General features: G+C 67.5%; 17 protein-coding genes. 14 read left to right on the forward strand and 3 right to left on the reverse strand.

Features of this window, described 5'->3' with window-relative positions; all coding sequences use genetic code 11:
- The first annotated feature begins 158 nt into the window (after positions 1 to 158).
- The 4 genes from yajC (at position 159) to L0M17_RS09755 (ending at position 6332) form a co-directional block, all read left to right on the forward strand.
- Positions 159 to 596: a preprotein translocase subunit YajC gene (gene yajC, locus L0M17_RS09740; RefSeq protein WP_241056387.1), complete on the forward strand. Its 438-nt coding sequence runs from the start codon at positions 159 to 161 to the stop codon at positions 594 to 596.
- Positions 597 to 665: 69 nt separating this feature from the next.
- Positions 666 to 2459 (forward strand): protein translocase subunit SecD, encoded by a 1794-nt coding sequence (gene secD / locus L0M17_RS09745; RefSeq protein WP_241053769.1) that lies wholly within the window; start codon positions 666 to 668, stop codon positions 2457 to 2459.
- Positions 2459 to 3463, forward strand: a complete 1005-nt coding sequence (gene secF, locus L0M17_RS09750) for a protein translocase subunit SecF (protein ID WP_241053770.1) — start codon at positions 2459 to 2461, stop codon at positions 3461 to 3463. Before secD ends, secF begins: the two co-directional genes overlap by 1 nt.
- A gap of 583 nt (positions 3464 to 4046) precedes the next feature.
- Entirely contained in the window at positions 4047 to 6332 is a 2286-nt protein-coding gene (locus L0M17_RS09755) for a RelA/SpoT family protein (protein ID WP_241053771.1), read from the forward strand.
- 5 nt (positions 6333 to 6337) lie between these two features.
- Here L0M17_RS09755 and L0M17_RS09760 read toward each other — a convergent pair whose 3' ends face one another.
- The 3 genes from L0M17_RS09760 to L0M17_RS09770 form a co-directional block, all read right to left on the reverse strand.
- Positions 6338 to 6967 carry a type IV toxin-antitoxin system AbiEi family antitoxin gene (locus L0M17_RS09760; protein ID WP_241053772.1) on the reverse strand — a complete coding sequence of 210 codons (630 nt, stop codon included), beginning with the start codon at positions 6965 to 6967 and terminating at the stop codon, positions 6338 to 6340.
- Positions 6968 to 7087: 120 nt separating this feature from the next.
- Positions 7088 to 8524, reverse strand: a complete 1437-nt coding sequence (locus L0M17_RS09765; RefSeq protein ID WP_372498060.1) for a DUF349 domain-containing protein — start codon at positions 8522 to 8524, stop codon at positions 7088 to 7090.
- A 29-nt stretch (positions 8525 to 8553) separates the two neighbouring features.
- Complete coding sequence (locus L0M17_RS09770) at positions 8554 to 9324, reverse strand: peptidylprolyl isomerase (RefSeq protein ID WP_241056388.1); 771 nt, start codon at positions 9322 to 9324, stop codon at positions 8554 to 8556.
- Between the two features lie 129 nt (positions 9325 to 9453).
- Between L0M17_RS09770 and hisS the strand changes: the two genes are divergently transcribed.
- The 10 genes from hisS (at position 9454) to L0M17_RS09820 (ending at position 22378) form a co-directional block, all read left to right on the forward strand.
- Positions 9454 to 10800, forward strand: a complete 1347-nt coding sequence (gene hisS / locus L0M17_RS09775; RefSeq protein ID WP_241053774.1) for a histidine--tRNA ligase — start codon at positions 9454 to 9456, stop codon at positions 10798 to 10800.
- A gap of 122 nt (positions 10801 to 10922) precedes the next feature.
- The gene (gene aspS, locus L0M17_RS09780; protein ID WP_241053775.1) at positions 10923 to 12740 is read left to right on the forward strand and encodes an aspartate--tRNA ligase; all 1818 of its coding nucleotides are present in this window, start codon (positions 10923 to 10925) and stop codon (positions 12738 to 12740) included.
- Between the two features lie 30 nt (positions 12741 to 12770).
- Complete coding sequence (locus tag L0M17_RS09785; RefSeq protein WP_241053776.1) at positions 12771 to 14252, forward strand: replication-associated recombination protein A; 1482 nt, start codon at positions 12771 to 12773, stop codon at positions 14250 to 14252.
- Positions 14253 to 14443: 191 nt separating this feature from the next.
- The gene (rpsD, locus tag L0M17_RS09790) at positions 14444 to 15067 is read left to right on the forward strand and encodes a 30S ribosomal protein S4 (RefSeq protein WP_043121199.1); all 624 of its coding nucleotides are present in this window, start codon (positions 14444 to 14446) and stop codon (positions 15065 to 15067) included.
- Positions 15068 to 15361: 294 nt separating this feature from the next.
- On the forward strand, positions 15362 to 15742 hold the full coding sequence (locus L0M17_RS09795; RefSeq protein WP_241053777.1) for a DUF948 domain-containing protein: 381 nt from the start codon (positions 15362 to 15364) through the stop codon (positions 15740 to 15742).
- A 118-nt stretch (positions 15743 to 15860) separates the two neighbouring features.
- Complete coding sequence (locus L0M17_RS09800; RefSeq protein ID WP_241053778.1) at positions 15861 to 16073, forward strand: hypothetical protein; 213 nt, start codon at positions 15861 to 15863, stop codon at positions 16071 to 16073.
- 127 nt (positions 16074 to 16200) lie between these two features.
- Positions 16201 to 18891 (forward strand): alanine--tRNA ligase, encoded by a 2691-nt coding sequence (alaS, locus tag L0M17_RS09805; RefSeq protein ID WP_241056389.1) that lies wholly within the window; start codon positions 16201 to 16203, stop codon positions 18889 to 18891.
- 9 nt (positions 18892 to 18900) lie between these two features.
- Positions 18901 to 19479: a Holliday junction resolvase RuvX gene (gene ruvX / locus L0M17_RS09810; protein WP_241053779.1), complete on the forward strand. Its 579-nt coding sequence runs from the start codon at positions 18901 to 18903 to the stop codon at positions 19477 to 19479.
- Between the two features lie 329 nt (positions 19480 to 19808).
- On the forward strand, positions 19809 to 21488 hold the full coding sequence (gene mltG, locus L0M17_RS22710; protein WP_241053780.1) for an endolytic transglycosylase MltG: 1680 nt from the start codon (positions 19809 to 19811) through the stop codon (positions 21486 to 21488).
- On the forward strand, positions 21485 to 22378 hold the full coding sequence (locus tag L0M17_RS09820; protein WP_241053781.1) for a shikimate dehydrogenase family protein: 894 nt from the start codon (positions 21485 to 21487) through the stop codon (positions 22376 to 22378). Before mltG ends, L0M17_RS09820 begins: the two co-directional genes overlap by 4 nt.
- Positions 22379 to 22400: the final 22 nt, after the last annotated feature.

The raw sequence follows: 22400 nt of genomic DNA on the forward strand, positions 1-22400 counted from the left end.
CCGCGCGCCTGACGGGAACTCTTGGGGACGCTTACCCGTAGACTGAGATAAGACATCCTGCACGGCGGGACGTCATGCCGTGCCCGGAAACAGCCGGGTCCGACGCGCACTCCTAGGCAGCGCGTCCCAGCAACAGATTGGACTCAGCCATGGACTTGATGACCATCCTCCTGCTTGTCATCTTCGCGTTCTTCATCTTCACGATGTTCCGACGCAACAAGAAGGCACAGGCACAGCAGGCCGAGATGCGCACGAAGTTCGTCCCCGGCGTCGAGGTCATGACGAACTTCGGTCTCTTCGGCAGGATTCTGTCCGTCGACGACGCCGAAAACAAGGTCGTCCTCGAGCTCTCTCCCGGCGCGACCGCAACGGTCCACCGTCAGGCCGTCTCGAAGGTCGTGGAGCCGCATGTTCCCGCGGAAGGCGAGGCGACCCAGACCGAGATCGGTGCTGAGGCTCCCGGCTCCGAGCCCAGCCTCGAGGAGCGCCCGGCACCGCGCCCCGAGATCCAGCGCCCCGAGGTCCAGCGCCCCGAGGCGCAGCTCCACGAGACGCCTGAGCAGACCCTGCGGCGTCTCGAAGGCGAAGGCAAGTAGGGCATTTCGCCTCCCCCGCGCGCGGGGCGACCGCGCGCGGGTTTCGTTTCCATCAGGAGTAAGGAACTCATGGCACGTTCCCGCAGCAAGCGGCCGGGAGTCAGGACGCTCATCTGGCTCGTCGTCCTGTTCGTCGCCCTCGTTTCGGTGCTCGGCGGCGGTGCCATCGCAGGTCAGGCCTCGTGGGCGCCGAAGCTCGCGCTCGATCTCGAGGGCGGGACGCAGATGATCCTCTCCCCGAAGACCACGAGCGGCGGCGCCGTGAATCAGGACCAGCTCAATCAGGCCGTCCAGATCATCCGCCAGCGCGTTGACGGCTCGGGTGTGTCCGAGGCGCAGATCAGCACGGAATCCGGGCGGAACGTCGTCGTGAACCTCCCCGGCATCCCGTCGGCTCAGACACGCCAGCTCATCCAGGCCTCGGCAGACATGAATTTCCGTCCGGTCCTGACGGCCGGGAATCCGGGCGCCGTGCCCCAGAACCAGCTCGTTCCGGACAATCAGCTGCCGAACCCGACCGCTGCGCCGAAGAACGCCAGTGATACCAACTGGATTACCGCCGCCCTGTACAAGCAGTACGAGGCGCTCGACTGCACGAAGCCGCAGAGTGAGTCGACGCAGCGCTCGGATCCCTCGAAGCCGCTGGTCACGTGCCAGCCTGCCGCGAACGGCAATCCGGCGGTGAAGTACATTCTGGGTCCCGTCGAGATCCCCGGTTCGGACATCTCCGGTTCGACATACGGTCTCGTGCAGGGCCAGCAGGGCGCTGTGACCAACCAATGGGCCGTGAACATCCAGTTCAACGCAGACGGCACGAAGAAGTTCAAGGACGTCACGCAGCGGCTCAACAGCTTCTACAGCGCAGCGAACAGCACGGGCAGCTCTGACCCGAGGGCCCAGTTCGCGATCGTGTTGGACGACAAGGTGCTCTCAGCGCCGCAGGCCCTCGCGGTCATCACGGACGGCAATCCGCAGATCACGGGCAACTTCACCCAGCAGACGGCTCAGACGCTTTCCGACCAGCTGCGCTTCGGTGCCCTCCCGATCAGCTTCGACATCCAGAGTGAACAGCAGATCTCCGCGACACTCGGGACCCAGCAGCTCGAGATGGGTCTTCTCGCAGGCATCATCGGCCTGCTCCTCGTGGTCGTCTACTCGCTGTTCCAGTACCGTGCGCTCGGCTTCGTGACGATCGCATCGCTCGTCGTCGCCGGCCTGCTGACTTATCTTGCGATCAGCATTCTCGGCTGGACGGAGAACTACCGGCTCTCTCTCGCCGGTGTCGCAGGCCTCATCGTGGCTATCGGCCAGACGGCGGACTCGTTCATCGTCTACTTCGAACGGATCCGCGACGAGTTGCGGGAAGGCCGGGGCCTTGTTTCTGCGGTGGAGAACGGCTGGCGTCGCGCAAAGCGCACGGTCCTCGCCTCCAAGGCCGTCAACCTGCTCGCCGCCGTCGTGCTCTATTTCGTCGCGGTCGGCAACGTGCAGGGCTTCGCCTTCACACTCGGCCTCACGGCGATCGCCGACCTCCTCGTGGTCTTCATGTTCACCCATCCGACGCTCCAGGTCATCGCTCGGACGAAGTTCTTCGGCGAGGGCCACCGCTTCTCCGGCCTCGACCCAGTCCAGCTCGGCGCCGTTCCGCTCTACCGCGGCGCGGGCCGTCTGAGGGAGGCCTCCGCGGCGGCCCAGTCGTCGCTCAAGCCGAAGAATGCGGCAGCTGCGCGTGAGGCGGGGCGCCGCATGACGATCGCGGAGCGCCGGGCAGCCGAAGCCGAGGCAAAGGGCGAGGGACAGGCGGATCTCGCTGCCGCAGGCAAGAGCACCCAGCGCAACGAGCGCTCCCAGGAGGAGAACTGATGTCGACGACCACCCTCGCCCGCTTCGGCAACGACCTCTACTCCGGCAAGCGCTCGTACGACTTCGTCGGCAAGAAGAAGCTCTGGTTCATCATCGCCGGCATCGCGGTGCTCATCGCAATCGTCGTGCCGATCCTCCGCGGGGGATTCAACCTCAGCATCGACTTCCGGGGCGGATCGCAGTTCACCATCTCGGCGGCAAAGACGAACGATACGTTGCCGGGCGAGAACGCTGTCCACGCCGTGGTAGCGGGCGGCGCCCCGCAGGTGACGACCGTCGCCGGCAACACGATTCAGGTCCAGACGGATCAGCTCTCCGAGGCACAGGCCCAGCAGCTCAGGGACAAGCTCGCGACTGCGTACGGCGTGAACCAGAACAATGTGACGTCGACGTTCATCGGCCCGACCTGGGGTGCTGACGTGACGAATCAGGCCATCATCGGCTTCCTGGTGTTCGTCTTGCTCGCGGCAGTCCTCATGGCGCTCTACTTCCGAACATGGAAGATGTCTCTCTCGGCGCTGAGTGGCATGCTCGTGACGATCTTCATCACCGAGGGCGTTTACGCGATCAGCAACTTCGAGATCAGCCCGTCCGCGATCATCGGCTTCCTCACGATCCTGAGCTACTCGCTCTACGACACGGTGGTGGTGTTCGACAAGATCCGCGAGAACACGGCCGACATCAAGACGTCCTCGCGGAGGACGTTTGCGGAAGAGGTGAACCTCGCGGTCAACCAGACCTTGGTCCGTTCCATCAACACGATGATGGTGGCGGTCCTGCCGGTCGCCGCGATCCTCTTCATCGGCGCTGGGCTCCTCGGGGCCGGTACGCTGCGCGACCTGTCGCTCGCCCTCTTCGTCGGCATCCTCGTCGGAACTGCAGCCACGCTGTTCATCGCGGCACCGATGTACGCGGCGCTTCGCCAGCGGGAGCCAGACCTCGTAAAGCAGGCCGAGAAGGTTGCTGCCAGACGGGCGTCCGCTCCCGCGACTGCCGCGGTCTAGGGACATCGACAAAGCGAACGACGACGGCTCGAGCCGCTCCCTCAAGAAGGGGACTTGCTCGGGCCGTCGCCGTAGGGGCCGTTCCCGTATGCAATTGAGCAACCGCTCGGAAGCCCTCGGCGAACACGTGTCTCGCGGGGGAATGGGCGCGATTCTTCCCGATGTTGCGACAGGCATAGACTGAATTAATCCTCTTACCCTTCAGGAGGCTCGCGTGGAGGAGCGCCCGACGCCCGTTCCGGCCCGGTCCGGCGCCCCGCAGTCAGCGGGGTCGGCTGGCAACGGCCAGCCGGAGCTGGTTCGCGCCCAAAGCCAGTCTCCTGCCCAGGGGGGCCAGTCTCCTGCGCAGCGGGGCCAGTCTTCTGCGCAGGGGGGCCAGTCTCCTGCGCAAGGTGGGTCGTCGTCGTCGGCCGCTCCCGCCGCGTCCGCCCCGACGGCATCAGCTACAGCTTCCAACTCTGCAGCTTCCAACCCAGCAGCTTCCAACCCAGCAGCCTCGGGCTCTGTGCCCTCCAGCCCAGGCCCGGCCGGCGCTGGTCCGCGCACAGCGTTGGCACCACCGCGGCCGCCCGCTGACTCTCCGGTGGGAGGGAATAGTCTCCTGGAGCGCCCTCTGCTGGGCCGGCGGGATCGTACCTTTTCGCGGCTGGCGCGGCTCACCGGCCGCAGCGTTGCGGCGCACTCGCCGATCCTCGAGCCCTTGCTCCGCACGGTCCGCGCCAACAACCCACGCGAGGACTTCGACCTCATCACGCGCGCCTATGAGGTAGCGGAACGTAGCCATCAGGGGCAGAAGCGGAAGAGCGGCGACCCGTACATCACTCATCCCGTGGCCGTGGCGACCATTCTCGCGGAACTCGGCATGACGGGCACGACCCTCGCCGCAGCCCTCCTGCACGACACGGTGGAGGACACGACCTACACCCTCGACCAGCTCCGCAAGGACTTCGGTCCCGAGGTCGCGATGCTCGTGGATGGCGTGACGAAGCTCGACAAGGTGCAGTTCGGCGACGCCGCGCAGGCCGAGACCGTCCGCAAGATGGTCGTGGCCATGGCGAAGGACATCCGCGTCCTCGTCATCAAGCTCGCCGACCGCCTCCACAACGCTCGGACTTGGCGCTTCGTGTCGCCCGAGTCCTCGGCGCGCAAGGCCCGGGAGACCCTTGAGATCTTCGCGCCACTGGCCCATCGCCTCGGCATGAACACCATCAAGTGGGAGCTCGAGGACCTTTCGTTCGCGGCCCTCTACCCCAAGGTGTACGAGGAGATCGTGCGCATGGTGGGTGCGCGGACCCCTGAGCGGGAGAAGCAGCTGGGCGTGATCCGCGACCAGATCGCGGAAGACCTGCGCGGAGCCAAGATCCGTGCCGAGGTTACCGGACGGCCGAAGCACTACTACTCGATCTATCAGAAGATGATCGTCCGCCAGAAGGAATTCGACGACATCAACGACCTCATGGGCGTCCGCATCCTCGTGGACTCCGTGCGGGACTGTTATGCAGTGCTCGGCGCGATGCACGCGCGCTGGAACCCCCTTCCGGGCCGGTTCAAGGACTACATAGCGATGCCCAAGTTCAACATGTACCAGTCGCTCCACACGACGGTCATCGGCCCGAACGGACGGCCGGTCGAGATCCAGATCCGTACCCACGAGATGCACCGCCGGGCCGAATACGGCGTCGCGGCGCACTGGAAGTACAAGGACCAGCCGAACCGCAACTCCCATACGCCTACGGGCAAGGCTGCCGAGATGGGCTGGCTTCGCTCGCTTGTGGACTGGCAGCAGGAGACGTCGGACCCGGGGGAGTTCCTCGATTCGCTGCGGTTCGAGATCAATGCGAAGGAAGTCTTCGTCTTCACCCCGAAGGGCGAGGTCATGGCCTTGCCCGCGGGTTCGACTCCGGTCGACTTCGCCTATGCGATCCACACCGAGGTGGGCCATCGCACCATCGGCGCGCGCGTCAACGGCAAGCTCGTTCCGCTCAACAGCGAACTCAACCACGGCGACGTCGTCGAGATCTTCACGTCGAAGGCCGAAGGGGCGGGTCCAAGCCAGGACTGGCAGAACTTCGTCAAGAGCGCTCGGGCCCGCAACAAGATCCGTCAGTGGTTCAGCAAGGAACGGCGCGAGGAAGCGATTGACAAGGGCAAGGAGCTGCTCACGCGCGCGATGCGCAAGCAGAACCTCCCGCTTCAGCGCCTTCTGAGCCACGACACGCTCCTGGCAGTCGCGCAGGAGTTCAGGTATCAGGACATTGCCGGCCTGTATGCCGGGATCGGCGATGGGCACGCGTCGGCGCAATCCGTCGTCGAGAAGCTCGTCGACAGCCTTGGGGGCGCGGCCGGTACCGCAGAGGACATTGCCGAGACAATCGCCCCCACGACCTCTGCCCCGCCGAGGTACTCGGATTCGGGCATCATCGTCAAGGGCGTGGACGATGTCTGGGTGAAGCTCGCGCGCTGCTGCACTCCTGTGCCGCCCGATCCGATTCTGGGCTTCGTGACCCGCGGTTCCGGGGTGTCCGTCCACCGAACGGACTGTACGAATGCGGCGGGGCTGCGCGCGCAGTCCGACCGCATCGTCGAGGTGTCGTGGGCACCGACGCAGTCGAGCGTCTTCCTCGTCGAGATCCAAGTCGAGGCGCTCGACCGTAAGAGCCTCCTCTCGGACGTCACGCGGGTGCTCGCCGAGAACCACGTCAACATCCTCTCGGCCCACGTCCATACGTCGAGCGACCGTCTGGCCATCTCGCGGTTCGCGTTCGAGATGGGCGATCCGAAGTACCTCAACCACGTCCTGAGTGCCGTGCGGCGTATTGACGGCGTCTTCGACGTCTACCGCACCACGGGAAACCGCCGCCGGACCTGAGGCCTTCACCGGCTGCCGGAATCTGCAGCAGCGAGGCGTGCAAGGAGATCTCGGGCCCGCTGCTTGTGGGGTTGGCGGGGCAGCGTCTCAACGGCCCTCCGGACGAGTGAGGAAGTGAGCCCGAGCCCGGGCTGTCCTAGCAGTCGCCTCAGCGTCTGCGCGGCGAGTGTGCCCTCCGAGTGGACTGCGATGTCGACGGCGGTGCGCAGCGGGCTCGTGACGAGAATCGCCCCGAACTCGCTGATGTCGAAGTCGCCCAAGACCACCTCGTGGACAAGGGCACCGTGCCCTCGGCCCGTCGACGAGAGCCGTCGCGGTGCCGGAACGAGCAGCACGGGCGCTGGCGGCGCGGGTGCGCAACCGTAGATCCAGGCCGCAGACATCCGGCCCACGACCGTCCGTCGCTTGAGGCGCGCGTTGAGCATGGCAGCGAGGCTAGCTGCCCTCAGCTCAGGGGTCGGCGTACTCGTGGCCGGGGCGTAGCTGTCGCCGACGAGTTGCTGGAGTACCCCGTCGTTCGCCATGGCTTGGAGTTCTGAGCTCGTGAACGGCCGGCCGGGCACGAGGATCTGGGGGAGCCGGCCAGCGGGCAGAGGCCGTGAAGACTTCGGCAGGGGGACGAGGGCGTGGCGCATGGAAGCCATCATGCCTGTTGGCGCAGGGTGATGAGCGCCCGAAGAGGCCGCATGTGGATAACGTGCGAAAGCCCCGGCCTCCATCCTCGTCGAATGGGGGCCGGGGCCTCTCAGATCAGGTCAGCCGAGCTCGCTCGCGGAGCGCCGAAGCGTCTCGAGCCAAGACTCGCGGGCCTCAAGCGCCTCGCGCGCTCTGGCCGCCTCCCGCGCGTCGCCGGAGGACTCGGCGCGGGTGAGCTCGTCCCGGAGGCTCGCGATCGAGGCTTCAAGCTGCGAGAGCGCCGAGTCGGTGCGGGCCTGGATCTCGGGGTCGGTCCGGCGCCAGTTTTCGTTCTCCGCGTGCTGGACGGCATCCTCGACCTTCCGAAGGCCCGCCTCCATCCGGCCCATGTCCGCGCGGGGCACCTTGCCCGCCTCCTCCCAGCGGTCACGGATCGACTGCAGCGCGCGCTTGGCCGCGCTTACATCCGTGATGGGAAGCAGCTGCTGGGCCTCGGCAAGGAGCGCTTCCTTGACACTCAGGTTGGCCGCGAACTCCCTATCGACGGCCTCGTTCGCGGCCTGACGCGCCTCGAAGAACACGTTCTGAGCCGCGCGGAAGCGCGTCCAGAGGGCGTCGTCCTCCTTGCGGTTGGCTCGCGGTGCCGCCTTCCACTCGTCCATGAGGCGGCGGTATTCGCCTGCAGCAAAGCCCCAGTCCGTGGAGGTCTGAAGCGCCTCGGCCTCGGCGATGAGCCGCTCCTTGACAGCCTTCGCCGCAGCGTTCGCGCTGTCCAGCTGGGAGAAGTACGCCCTACGGTGGCGGTCGAATTGCGTGCGGGCGGCGCGGAAGCGCTTCCAGAGGGAGTCTTCAGCAGCGCGGCCAAGCCGGAGACCAGACTTCTGCGACGTCTTCCACGCCTCGAACAGCTCGTTCATCCGGGCGCCGCTCGTCTTCCACTGAGTCCGCTGAGGATCCTGCTCTGCGATCGATTCAGCCTCTGCGACGATGGCCTCGCGGTTTGCCAGTTCCTCTGCCCGGGCCTTCTCATGGGCGGCCTTCTGCTCGGCCTCGGCTTCCGCGACCGCGGCGTCGAGGGCGTCGAGCCGGGCCTCCGCCGCGCGGATGTCACCGACCATCGCGCGCTCTGTGAGCTGGGCGCGCAGATGGCCTGACGCCTTGCGCACGTCGCCCGCTGCGGCATGTGACGAGACACGCTGCTCGAGGAGCAGGATCTGTGCGAGCACGTCTTCGAACTTGCGCGCGAAATACGCGAGCGCCTCGTCCTCGGACACCCCCGGGTACTGTCCGACCGAGTGCTCTTCGCCGTCGACCGTCAGGAACACGTGGCCATCTCCCTCGACGCGGCCCCATTTCCGGGCCTCGGCGAGATTGACCGCTGCGGGAGCCGCTGGAGCGGTGGGGGCAGCCGCCGGTGCGGGCGAAGGCACCGGACTCGGCTTCGCCTTGGCGAAGGCCGCCGGCGAGGGAACGGAGGGAACGGGAGCAGCCTGGGGGGCTGCGGCGTCGTCGGGTTGCTGACTTTCGGTCACCGCTAGAAGTCTTTCGCTTGTGATGGACTGGAGTTACGGGCGTAGCCCGCGGCTTAGTTCAGTGTGAATGAGTCTATCGTGACTGGGGTCACCGGGGACCCGTCATCCGCGGAGGAGCCGCCGGGAGCGACGCCCGCCGCCGCGATCTTCGTGATCACGTCGAGGCCGGACGTCACATGGCCGACGACGGTGTAGCCGCCCGCGGAATCGTTCGGGAACGTCGAATCCTTGTAGGCAATGAAGAACTGCTGACCGTTGCCGTAGGCATTGTTGGAGGTGCGGGCGACGGCGATCGTCCCCGCAGGGTACTTCTGGTCCGCTGGCGTGTTCTCGAGAGGGCCCCACGTGTACGTCGGGTCCGACTTGCCCGTTGCGTCCTCGGCACCGCATTGGAGGATCGACGCCGTCGAACTCGTCGTGAGCCGGTGGCACACGCGCCCCTTGAGCGTGCCCTTGTCCGCGAGCGACTTGAAGACTGCGGCGGCCTGTGGCGCCTTCGTCCCGTCGATCTGGACGCCGACAGTGCCGGTGTTGAGCACGAGGCTGCCGGTGAAGGTCTTCCCCGCCGCGGTGCTCGCCGCCGGGATGCCGGGAGCATTTGTCGCCGCAGCTGACGGCGTCGCCGACGCGCTGGCCGAGGCCGACGGCGATCCAAGCCCGGCTTGGACGGCAGCGTACTGCTCGGCGGTGGGATTCGACGCAAAGACCGTCGCCTGCAGGACGCCGGCCAGCGCGAGCGCTACGACGAGGGCGGTCGCTGCGATGATGTTGTCGCGGCGGCGACGAGCCTGCTGACCGCGCCGGAGGGCCCGCTTGGCCTCCATGAGCTGCACGCGGCGGCGCACCTCCTGGGCGCTGCGTTTTGGCACGCGGACCGACCTCCCTGGCTACCGCATAAACTTGGGCATCAGTCAGTCTACGCACGCCGTTCGCACTCAAGGAGCATTGACCCCATGGCACGTACCGCCTCGCTGTCCGGATTCCCCGAGTGGCTTCCGCAAGAGCGACTGGTGGAGCTTCATGTGCTCGACACGCTCCGGAAGACGTTCGAGCTCCACGGCTTCTCGTCGATCGAAACGCGCGCGGTCGAAACAGTGGGTCAGCTGCTGCGCAAGGGCGAGATCGACAAGGAGGTCTACGGCCTCAGCCGCCTCCAGGACGACGAGGACGCCGCAAGCAAGGCAGACGCAAACGCCCTCGCGCTCCACTTCGATCTGACGGTCCCGTTCGCGCGCTACGTCGTGGAGAACGCCGGCTACCTGGCCTTCCCCTTCCGCCGCTATCAGATTCAGAAGGTCTGGCGCGGCGAACGCCCGCAGGAGGGACGCGCCCGCGAGTTCACGCAGGCAGACATCGACGTGGTCGGTGACGGCACCCTGCCCTTCCGTTACGACGTCGAACTCGCCCTCGTCATCGTCGAAGCCCTCTCAGCGCTTCCGATCCCGCCGTTCCGTCTCCGCGTCAACAACCGCAAACTCGCCGAAGGCTTCTATCGCGGAATCGGCCTGACCGATACCGCTGGGGTGCTACGCAGCATCGACAAACTCGAGAAGGTCGGGCCCGAGCGTGTCGCCGAGCTCCTCCACGAAGAACTCGGAGCGACCCCCGAGCAGGCCAAGGCGGCACTCGAACTCGCCTCGATCCGCACGGACGACACATCATTTGTCTCGCGGGTGCGTGATCTCGGCGTACAGGACGAGCTGCTCGAGGAGGGACTCAATGAGCTCGAGCAGGTAATCGGCGCAGCGTCCGGGGTGGCGCCCGGGACCGTAATCGCGGACCTCAGCATCGCGCGCGGACTCGACTACTACACGGGCACCGTCTACGAGACCGTCCTCGTAGGCCACGAGCACCTGGGCTCGATCTGCTCTGGGGGGCGCTACGACGCCCTCGCGACGAAGGGCAATCGCAAATTCCCCGGCGTCGGCCTCTCGGTCGGGGTCACCCGGCTCGTGAGCCGGATCATCGGGGCCGATCTCGCAGCCGCCACGCGGTCCGTTCCGACGGCGGTCCTCGTTGCCCTCGCCGATGACGATTCGTGGTCGAGCGCGCAGCTGGTTGCCGCCCAGCTCCGATCGAGGGGCATCGCGACGGAGGTGGCCGCGAGCGCCGAGAAGTTCGGCAAGCAGATCAAGTACGCCGACCGGCGAGGCATTCCGTTCGTCTGGTTCGCGCATCACGACGGCACCCACGAGGTCAAGGACATCCGTTCGGGGGAGCAGGTCCCTGCCGATCCCTCGTCTTGGGCTCCGCCAGCGGAGGACCTCGTGCCGCAGATCCGTCCGAAGCAGGACAGGTAGACTTTCAGGGATATCCGACAGGTCCAGCATCCCGCCGTCGACGCACCCCATGGGCCAGCGGTACGGACGGCACGTCCCGGTCCTGACCGCATCGAAGACCAGAACTTCTGAAGAGGAGCGCCGTGCTGCGCACACATGACCTCGGTTCCCTCCGCGCCGAGCACATTGGACAGACCGTCACGCTTGCCGGTTGGGTGGCCCGCCGCCGCGACCACGGCGGGGTGGCGTTCGTCGACCTGCGGGACGCCTCCGGCGTTGCCCAGATCGTCGTGCGCGAGGAGGAGGTCTTCCACGGGCTGCGCAACGAGTTCGTCCTCCAGATCGTCGGGACGGTCGAGAAGCGTCCCGAGGGCAACGAGAACCCGCACCTCGCAACCGGCGAGATCGAGGTCATCGCGGACCGTGTGACCGTCCTCAACACCGCCGAGCCGCTGCCGTTCCAAGTGGATGAGCACGTAGAGGTCGGCGAGGAGGCCCGCCTGCGGCACCGGTACCTCGACCTTCGCCGGCCGGGGCCCGCGCGCGCGATGCGGCTGCGCTCGGACGCAAACCGGGTGGCCCGTGAGCTTCTGCATGACGAGGGCTTCGTGGAGGTCGAGACGCCCACGCTCACCCGGTCGACTCCGGAGGGTGCCCGTGACTTCCTTGTGCCTGCGCGCCTTGCCCCGGGTTCGTGGTACGCGCTCCCGCAGTCGCCCCAGCTGTTCAAGCAGCTGCTGCAAGTCGGCGGCATCGAGAAGTACTACCAGATCGCCCGCTGCTACCGCGACGAAGACTTCCGCGCCGACCGTCAGCCTGAGTTCACCCAGCTCGACATCGAGGCGAGCTTCGTCGAGCAGGACGACGTCATCGCGCTCGGCGAGCGCATCGTCGCCGCGATCTGGAGGCTCATCGGCGTCGAGGTCCAGACTCCGATCCGCCGCATGACCTATGCGGAGGCGATGGCGAAGTACGGCTCGGACAAGCCTGACCTGCGCTTCGGCCTCGAGCTGACGGACCTCACCGAGTTCTTCAAGGACACGACATTCGGCGTGTTCAAGGCACCGTACATCGGCGCCGTCGTCATGCCGGGGGGCGCCTCCCAGGCACGCCGCACGCTCGATGCCTGGCAGGAGTGGGCCAAGCAGCGCGGTGCGAAGGGCCTCGCCTACGTCCTCTTCAAGGAGGACGGCGAGCTCGCCGGGCCGGTCGCGAAGAACCTCACCGATGCCGAACGCGAGGGCCTGGCCGAGGCAGTCGGCGCGAAGCCGGGGGACTGCATCTTCTTCGCTGCGGGTGAGCAGTCGCCGTCGCGCGCACTGCTCGGCGCGGCACGGGTCGAAATCGGCCACCGGACCGGGCTCATCAACCCCGACGACTGGGCCTTCGTCTGGGTCGTGGACGCGCCGCTCTTCGAGCCGTCGGAGGCCGCTGTCGCTTCCGGCGACGTCGCTCTCGGCTACTCCGCCTGGACCGCGGTGCACCACGCCTTCACGTCACCCAAGCCCGAGTTCCTCGACACGTTCGATCAGGATCCTGCGAGCGCTCTCGCCTACGCCTACGACATCGTCTGCAACGGCAACGAGATCGGCGGCGGCTCGATCCGTATCCATCGGCGCGACGTGCAGGAGCGCGTGTTCAAGGTCATGGGCATCGATCAGGAGGCTGCGCAGGAGAAGTTTGGCTTCCTCCTCGAGGGCTTCAAGTACGGCGCCCCTCCGCACGGTGGGATTGCGTTCGGCTGGGATCGGGTCGTCGCGCTGCTCGCGGGGGTGGACTCCATCCGCGAGGTCATCGCGTTCCCGAAGACGGGCAACGGCTACGACCCGCTGACGGCGGCTCCCGCGCCGATCACCCCGGAGCAGCGCAAGGAGGCGGGCGTCGACACCAAGCTCGATCCCGCCAAGGAGCCTGCGGGCAACCCGCCGCAGAAGCCGGTGGGGGAGAAGGCGCGCGCCTGACTGTCGCCCCAGCGGCGTAGCGTAGTGCTGATGGAAGATCTGTTCGGGCTCGAGTCGGTTGACGACGGCGGAGTCGACCGCGTGCGCGAAGTCGAGTCCGGGTCCAGAGGACGTGAGGACCGGGCCGAACGCGCACGGCGTGAGGCGCAGCGGAGCCCGCTCGCGGTGCGGATGCGCCCGAGGAGCCTCGACGAGGTAGTGGGCCAGCAGCATCTGCTGGGCCCAGGCTCGCCTCTGCGCCAGCTCGCGGCTGGCGCGGAGGCATCGGGCGGCCCCACCGGTCCTAGCTCGGTGATCCTGTGGGGACCGCCCGGCACCGGGAAGACGACCCTGGCCCACGTGATCGCGCGCGGTCCCGGCCGGAAGTTCGTCGAACTCTCGGCGATCACCGCCGGCGTCAAGGATGTGCGCCGGGTCATGGACGAGGCGCTCACCGCACGGGATCTCCACCGCATCACAACCGTCCTGTTCCTCGACGAGATCCACCGCTTCACGAAGGCCCAGCAGGACGCACTGCTCCCGGGGGTCGAGAACCGTTGGGTCGTGCTCGTCGCGGCGACGACAGAGAACCCCTCGTTCTCTGTCGTTTCCCCTCTTCTCTCCCGGTCCCTGCTCCTGACCCTCCAGCCGCTTACCGAGGACGACATCCGCGGACTCCTCGAGCGCGCGGTGGAGGATCCGCGCGGGCTGGGCGGCGCCGTCGCCCTCTCCGAGGAAGCGTCGGAGCACCTCGTGCGGCTCGCCGGAGGCGATGCCCGCCGTGCTCTCACCGCGCTCGAGGCTGCCGCTGCGGTCGCCTTGGACGAGGCGGCTCGAGAGGGACAGGTCGGGGAGCGGGAAGGAGCCCACGACGACGAAGGCGGCAGAGGCGCGCCCGTCACCCTCGAGGTGCGCCATACGGAGAAGGCCCTCGACGTGCATGCGGTCCGCTACGACCGCCAGGGCGATATGCATTATGACGTCATCAGCGCCTTCATCAAGTCCATCCGGGGCTCCGACGTCGACGCAGCCCTGCATTATCTGGCGAAGATGGTCGAGGCGGGGGAGGACCCTCGTTTCATCGCCCGACGCATCATCATCTCTGCCGCCGAGGACATCGGCATGGCCGATCCAACCGCTCTGCAGACAGCTGTCGCCGCGGCCCAGGCCGTGCAGCTCATTGGGATGCCGGAGGGGCGGATAGTCCTGGCCGAGGCGGTTGTCCATCTCGCCACGGCGCCGAAATCGAACGCCTCCTACATGGGGATCAATGCTGCGATTGCAGACGTGCGAGCCGGCCGCGGCGTCGGGGTTCCCGCCCATCTTCGGGACGCCCATTACGCGGGCGCGCAGCGGCTCGGCCATGGAGCCGGCTACGTCTACTCGCACGACGCCCCGCACTCGGTCGCGACCCAGCAGTACCCGCCCGACGATCTCGTCGGCAAGGACTACTACGTACCGAGCGCCAACGGAGCCGAGCGGGACATCGCCGCGCGCCTCGAGCGGCTGCGATCGATCGTCCGGGGTTCGTGATAGGCTAGTTCACCGTCTGGCACGTCGCGTGTCTGTTTCTTCGCTACGGCGTTTCTCCTGCACAAGATGTCTTGTGCAGGGTCATGTCCAGCGAAGGCAGCGCGGATGGCAGCTGATGGCAGCAACGGGCCGAAGCTCTCCCACCTGGAGGCCAGGATTCACGCAAGCCGTTGCACTACGAAAGGACACACGTGTCGAGCACTCGTGCCCGCCGTCAGACGCGCCTCTCGCGCTCTCTCGGCCTCGCCCTCACGCCCAAGGCCGCCAAGTACATGGAGCGCCGTCCGTACGGCCCCGGTGAGCATGGCCGCGCCCGCAAGAAGCAGGACTCGGACTACGCCGTCCGCCTCCGCGAGAAGCAGCGTCTCCGCGCGCAGTATGGCATCCGCGAGGCGCAGATGACTCGCGCCTTCGAGGAGGCCAAGCGCACCAAGGGCCTCACCGGTGAGAACCTCATCGAGCTCCTCGAGATGCGCCTCGACGCCCTCGTGCTTCGTGCAGGCTTTGCCCGCACGATCGCCCAGGCCCGCCAGCTGGTTGTGCACCGTCACATCACGGTCGACGGCAAGCGCGTTGACCGCCCGTCATTCCGGGTGAGCGAGGGCCAGCTCATCGGCGTCCACGAGCGTTCCGAGACCATGGCGCCCTTCCAGGTCGCCGCGGCCGGCGCCCACCGTGACGTCCTCCCGGCCGTCCCGGGCTACCTCGACGTCAAGCTCGAGGCCCTCCAGGCACGCCTCGTGCGCCGCCCGAAGCGCACCGAGATTCCCGTGACCTGCGAAGAGCAGCTCGTCGTCGAGTACTACGCGCGCTGATTCCACTCGAGGTCCGAGGGGCATCGACCCCTCGAGCCGATTAGCAAAGGAGCCCGCGGCCGGGAGCGCCGCGGGCTCCTTTGCGCCCGCGCCCTACGTCTCGTCAACACCCGCGCGCCCCACGCCCCTTCGACGCCCGAGCGCCCCACGCCCGCGCCGTCACCGTTTGCGCCGTCACGTCCGCTGGGTGCGACCCAGCCAAGGTGCCGGCGCAACGCCATGGGCAGGCGCCTGCGGACGCCCGCTGTATGGTAGCCAAGGACGCCGTCCCGGCTGTCCCGTTAGGAGGAACCTGTGTCCGGAGCCGACATCGCCGGCCTTATCGCTGCCGGTGTGTTTGCTGTCCTCGTCGCGCTGCTCGCCGTGCCGATCATCAAGCTCGGCCGGGTATTCGACGAGCTGCGCGCATCGATCCGGACGCTTGCCGATGGTGCCACGCCGCTCATGGACGAGGTGACCTCGACGGTATCGACGACCCACGAGCAGCTCAAGAAGGTCGACGGGATCGCGGCGAACGTCTCCGACGCGACGGCAAACGTCTCCGCCCTCTCGTCGCTTGTCGCCGCGACGGTCGGTTCCCCCCTCGTCAAGGTCGCCTCCTTCACCTACGGCGTCCGGACCGCGTGGGCCCAGCGGGGCAGTACAGCGAAGCCATCAGGCCGCCGGAGCCGTTAGGCCCAGGTCATGCGTCCGGGTCATTGGGTCCGGGCCATTGGGTCTGGCCCATTGGGTCTGGCCGTCAGGTCCGGACTTCAGCAACCACAAAACCACCAGAGAACGAACGGGGCATGGCATGAGGAGTCTGATCTGGCTCTCCCTCGGACTGGCCGTGGGAGCGTTGGCCTACCGGGCAGCGCAGCAGCTGCGCGACGAGCCCCGGTCCGGTGGTCTCAATCGGGCTGCAAATCGCCTTGCCGACAGTACGGCCCACTTCGCGGAAGACGTCCGGCGGGCCATGGCAGCGCGGGAAGCTGAGCTGCGCAACGCCCTGGGCATAGAGGCCTGAGCGCGTCCGTTCGCGGCAAAGCGGTCGTACAGGGCACAATGGAACGTTGCGGCGGGAAGCCTGCCGCGCCCACACCGATCCGTAGAGACGCAGTGTGGACAATTTCGGAAGGGTTGAACAACTGGCCATGAAGTCGCACGAGATCACTCGACGCTGGGTCGACTACTTCGTCAGCAAGGGGCACACGGCGGTGCCCTCGGCGTCGCTCGTCTCCAGCGATCCCTCGCTGCTCTTCACGGTTGCGGGCATGGTCCCGTTCATTCCCTACCTGACAGCTCGGGAAGAGCCGCCTTACCCTCGCGCCACGAGCGTTCAGAAGTGCATCCGCACGGGTGACATCGAGGAGGTCGGCAAGACCGCCCGGCACGGCACGTTCTTCCAGATGTGCGGCAATTTCTCCTTCGGCGATTACTTCAAGGAAGACGCCATCAAGTTCGCCTACGAACTGCTGACCAAGAGCGTTGACGACGGCGGCTACGGCCTTCCAGCGGAGCGCCTCTGGGTCACGGTGTACGAGGAGGACGACGAGGCCGAGCGGCTCTGGCTCGCCAATACGGCCATTCCAGTCGAGCGCATCCAGCGGATGGGCAAGAGCGACAACTACTGGTCGACCGGCCAGCCTGGCCCCGCCGGTCCCTGCTCCGAGATCTACTACGACCGCGGCCCTGCCTACGGCGTCGAGGGCGGGCCCGCGGCGGACGACAACCGGTACATCGAAATCTGGAACCTCGTGTTCATGCAGTACCAGATCGAGAACGTGCGTTCGAAGGTCGAGTTCGACATCGTCGGTGAGCTGCCCAAGAAGAACATCGACACGGGCCTCGGCATGGAACGCCTTGCGATGATCCTCCAGGGCGTCGAGAACATGTACGAGACGGATCAGGTGCGCCCCGTCATCGACAAGGCTTCGGAGCTCTCGGGCAAGGAATACACCTCCGCCGAGACCGACGCAGACCCGCACCACGCCGACGATGTGCGGATGCGCGTGGTCGCGGACCACGTCCGCTCGGCGCTCATGCTCATCGCCGACGGCGTCACCCCCTCGAACGAGGGCCGCGGCTACGTGCTGCGCCGCCTCATCCGCAGGGCCGTCCGCGCTATGCGGCTGCTCGGCGTCGAGAAGCCAGTCCTTCCCGAGCTGCTGCCTGCCTCGCGGGACGCGATGAAGGGCGTCTACCCGCAGGTCGAGAAGGACTTCGACCGCATCAGCCGCATCGCCTACGCGGAGGAGAAGGCGTTTCTCCGGACGATCGCCGCGGGCACGACTCGGCTCGAAGAGGCGGTCAAGGTCTCGCAGGCGTCCGGAACCGCGCTCTCGGGGGAGGAAGCCTTCACCCTGCACGACACCTACGGATTCCCCATCGACCTGACGCTCGAGATGGCCGAAGAGGCGGGAGTCCGGGTCGATGAGGCTGGCTTCCGCTCCCTCATGGAGGATCAGCGCAAGCGGGCACGGGCCGACGCGAAGGAGAAGAAGAGCGGCCACGCCGATCTGACCGCGTTCCAGGATCTGCTCGCCGAGGGCCCCACAGTCTTCACGGGCTACACCGAACTCGAGGGGGAATCGCGCATCCGCGGCCTCCTGTCCCACGGCTCCCAGGTCAACCGCGTGCAGACCGGCTCCGAGGTCGAGATCGTCCTCGAAGAGACGCCGTTCTACGCCGAGGCAGGCGGCCAGGCCGCGGACACCGGGCTCATCAGCGGCGACGGCTTCGTCGTCGAGGTGCTTGACGTGCAGCGACCGGTCAAGGGCCTCAGCGTGCACAAGGGCATCGTCCGCGAAGGCGAGCTGCCCGCGGACGCGCTCGTGCGCACCGCCGTCGACCGCGAACGCCGTCACGCCGCGGAGCAAGCGCACACCGCGACCCACCTTGTCCACGCAGCGCTGCGTCAGATCCTCGGCCCCGAGGCTGTCCAGCGCGGCTCCTTCAACAAGGCTGGGTACCTCCGGTTCGACTTCGCCTGGGGCGAGCAGCTCAGCGGTGCCTCTCGGAGTGAGATCGAGGAGGTCGCGAACCTCGCGATCCGCGACAACTTCACCGTGAACACCTCCGAGATGCCCCTCGCTGAGGCCAAGGCCGCGGGAGCCATGGCTCTCTTCGGCGAGAACTACGGTTCGCGCGTTCGCGTCGTCGAGATCAACGGACCGTGGTCGATGGAGCTGTGCGGTGGGACGCATGTCGATTCCACCGCGCTCATCGGCTCGCTCACACTGCTCGGCGAGCAGTCCGTGGGCTCGGGCAACCGGCGCGTCGAGGCTTTCGTCGGTCTTGATGCCTTCCGCCACCAGGCTGCGGAGCGCGCACTCGTGTCCGAGCTCACCGAGATGTTCAAGGTTCCCTCCGCACAGCTCACTGAGCGCATCAGCTCCACCCTTGGCAAGCTCAAGAACGCTGAGAAGGAAGTTGAGCGGCTCCGCAAGGAGAAGCTGGCAGCCTCGGCCGCGGCCCTCGTCGGCACGGCGAAGGACGTCGCCGGAGTGCGGCTCATCACGCACGACGCCGGCGAAATCAGCTCGGCCGACGAGCTGCGGGGTCTCGCGCTCGATCTCCGTGGACGCCTCGGCACCGGCGCATCCGCTCCGGCTGCGGCCGTCGCGGTGGCCGGCGTCGCGAACGGGCGGCCGGTCGTTCTCGTCGTGACGAACGAGGCGGCTCGAGAGGCTGGCGTCAAGGCCGGTGCCCTCGTGCGGACCGCGGCCGCCGTCCTCGGGGGCGGCGGAGGCGGCAAGGACGACGTCGCGCAGGGCGGCGGCACGGACGCTTCCAAGGTCGTCGAGGCCTTGAGCGCCGTCGCAGCGGCCGTGGCCGCCCGCTGAGGGAGGCAGATGTCCTTCGGAATCCCTGACCCGCAGCCCCCGGCTGATCGGCAGCCCCCGGCGTTCGGCCGCGGGGTGCGGCTCGGCGTCGACGTCGGCACCGTCCGCGTCGGCCTCGCAGCCTCCGACCCGGACGGGATTCTCGCCAGTCCCGTGCGGACGCTCACCCGGGACCCGAAGAAGAACTTCGACGTCAGACTGGTCGCGCGCGAAGCAGTCGAACGAGGCGCCGTCCAAGTGTTCGTCGGCCTTCCGCGGGGACTGAGCGGATCGGAGTCTGGTTCGGCTGCGCTGGCACGCAGCTTCGCTGGCCTCCTCGCCGACCGGCTCGCCATGGACGGTTCAGGGTGCGAGGTTCGGCTCGTCGATGAGAGGTTCAGCACAGTCGAAGCACACCGTAATCTTCGCTCGGCTGGCCTGTCTACGCGAGACCACCGTAAGGTAGTGGATCAGGTGGCCGCTGTCGGCATCCTTGAGCATGCCCTGAACCTGCTCAAGAGTGGCCGTGGCGAAACCGGAGAACTTGTGCCGCCCGCGGCGGAGCACGGTGGGGGGATCCGCCGAGACGACCCGAACAGGAGTGCGTAGCCAGGATGGACCCTCAGGACCATGAGACCCGGCCCACGTCTGACCGGCCTCTGACCCGCCGCGAGCTCAGGGCCCGCGAGCGTGCAGTGACCGAGACCCAGCAGCGGAAGTCTGGAACGAATCCGACGCCGCAGTCCTCGGTGCGGCCCACCGCGTCCCCATCTCGGCCCGCGTCCACAGTGCCGACCCCGGAGAACCCCGACGTTGAGCCGGCTTCTGGCAGCGATCGGGGTGCGAGTGATGCTCGGCCCGCATCGAGCCCGTCCCGGGATACGGCTCCGCGCTCACGCCCGCGCACCGGCCGAACCCTCGCTGACTGGCCTGCGCCGGTGCCCGCCTCGTCCAGCCACCTCGCTGTGAAGGGCGAGCCCGTGTACGAGGCTGAGGAGCGCGTGGCGCGAGGCCTTCGGCGGCCGACGAACCCCACTGGCGGCAGCGATGCCCAGACCACCCGCTTTCTGCCCGCCGTCGACCCGAGCGCTCCGAGCGCCCGCAGCGAGGCACCGGAATCTCCCACTTCGAGCACTGCCCCCGGTGCGACATCGGCAGGGCCCCAAGCGCCCCGCCTCGCGGCCACGGGTTCAGCGGCTCCGTCCGTCATCAAACGGGCCGAAGCGGTCCGAGCCACCGCGCCGCAGGAGGCCACCTCTCGGGCTGGATCCGACGCTGAACGCCCGGGCACCGGCATGTGGGACTCCGAACCCAAGGAGGGCCTCGACGGGCGCCATCGGAATGCTGCGCTTCGGCACCAGGCAGGGTCGAGCGTCGACGTCGCCGATCCAGCACTGCAGCTCTCAGACACTGGAGCCCCAGGTGCCGGAGCCCCAGTCGGTGAGCCTGATGTCGTCGCAGCCGCCGATGCGCTCCTAGGCCAGTCGCCTTCGCCCGTCGGTCCGGAGGAGTCGACCGTCCATCAGGCCGTCTTCGCTTCTGCCGAAGTGGTCAAGGCCCCCCGGCGCCGCTCTCGGCAGTTCAAGGCGATCGTCTCGATGACCGTCGCGCTGGCGCTCATTGTCGGTGCATGCTTCCTCGGCGCGGCCGTCCTGCGCCCGTTGCTCGGTATGGACAAGGTCAGCGACTACCCTGGTCCTGGATCCGGACAGGTCAGCATCACAGTGCAGCCGGGATCCGGGCCGCGCGCGGTTGCTGACGAGCTGCAGAAGGACGGCGTTGTCGCGGACGCTGATACCTTCCTCAACGCCTTCACAGCCACTGGCGCCAGCCTCCATCCGGGTGATTTCACGTTCAAGAAGCAGATGAAGTCCTCGGATGCGGCGTCGATCCTGGCGGGGAACACGGCTCCGGTGATCTACTTCGCGCTCAGCGCGGGCATGCGGGTCACGGACTCGCTGGCGACGATCGCGCAGGCGGCAGGGCTGAACCCGAACGACCTGAACGCGCTGAACAGCCAGCCGCAGCAGTTCGGCCTTCCGCCGCAGGCGAAGAGCCTGGAGGGCTATCTGGCGCCGGGGGAGTACAAGTTGCCGGTGGGGACCTCGGCGAAGGACATCGTTTCGAAGCTGGTCTCGACCACGCTGGACGAGCTCAAGGCCGACGGCATCACGGACCCGACCAAGCAGTACCAGGACCTGATCGTGGCGAGCATCGTCCAGGCCGAGGGCGGGCGGGCCGACTACGGCAACGTCGCCGGCGCCATCTACAACCGGCTCAAGCCCAACGACCAGACCAACGGGCTCGTCCAGTCCGACGCGACGGTCACGTACGGGCTGGGGACCAAGACGGTCCAGCTCACGGACGCGCAGAAGGCCGATGCGAGCAACCCTTACAACACGTACGTGCACCCGGGGCTCCCGCCCGGGCCGATCGGCTCGCCGGGGGCGAAGGCGGTCGCGGCGGCGGCGCATCCGACGGCGAACAACTACCTCTACTGGGTCACGGTCAACCTCGACACGGGCGAGACGAAGTTCGCCTCGACCTACGCCGAGCACCAGGCGAACGTCGCCCAGTACCAGCAGTGGTGCACCGCCAACCCCGGGAAGTGCCAGTGACCACAGGCAGGCGTCGGGCAGCCGTCCTCGGCCACCCGATCGGTCATTCGCGTTCGCCGGCGCTCCATAGCTCCGCCTACGCGGTCCTGGGCGAGGACATCGACTACGGCTCGTTCGACTTGGTGCCGGAACAGCTCGGCGACTTCGTCGGCGATGTCCGTTCCGAAGACGGCTGGTGCGGACTTTCCGTGACGATGCCGCTCAAGGCGGCACTTGTGGGCTGGATGGACCGGCTCGAAGGCAACGCTGCTCTGCTCGGAGTCCTCAACACCGTCACCTTCGAGCGGGTTTCGGGGTCGCTTCGCCTTGTGGGCCACAACACCGACGTCGCCGGCATTGTCGAAGCGTTCCGCCACGCGGGCGTTGAGCGGGCCGTCGCTCCCGTTATCGTGGGCGCGGGCAACACGGCCCTGGCGGCGGTCGCCGCGATCGCCGAGCTGGGCGCGACCTCGGCTCGCTTCCTCGTTCGTGATCCCGCCCGCGCAGACGAGGCCGTGAGCCTCGCCGAGCGGCTCGGTCTCGCGGTCTCCCTTGAGGCAATCGACCGGGGAGCGCCAACGCTCGCCGCGGCCGACGTCGTCGTGAGCACGCTCCCACCCCGAGCCGCCGACGCCTTGGCGGCCGAGCTGGCTTCCCGTTACGAGCTGGCCTCTCCTTCTGCCGACGACGGCCATCCCGGCGTCCTGCTGGATGTCGCATATGACCCGTGGCCGAGCCAGCTCGGCGCGATGTGGGAGGCGCGTGGCGGGCGAGTGCTGCACGGGCTCGAAATGCTCGTCTACCAGGCAGTCGAGCAGATAGTCCTCTTCACGGGACGCGAGGACGCACGGAGCCTCGACGTCATAGATGTGATGTGTAACTCAGTCGGCCTTCCGCAGCGAGCTCGCTAGCGGGGGCACATGGCAGGATGGA

Origin of the sequence: Sinomonas terrae (assembly GCF_022539255.1) — a bacterium.
Taxonomy (GTDB): domain Bacteria; phylum Actinomycetota; class Actinomycetes; order Actinomycetales; family Micrococcaceae; genus Sinomonas; species Sinomonas terrae.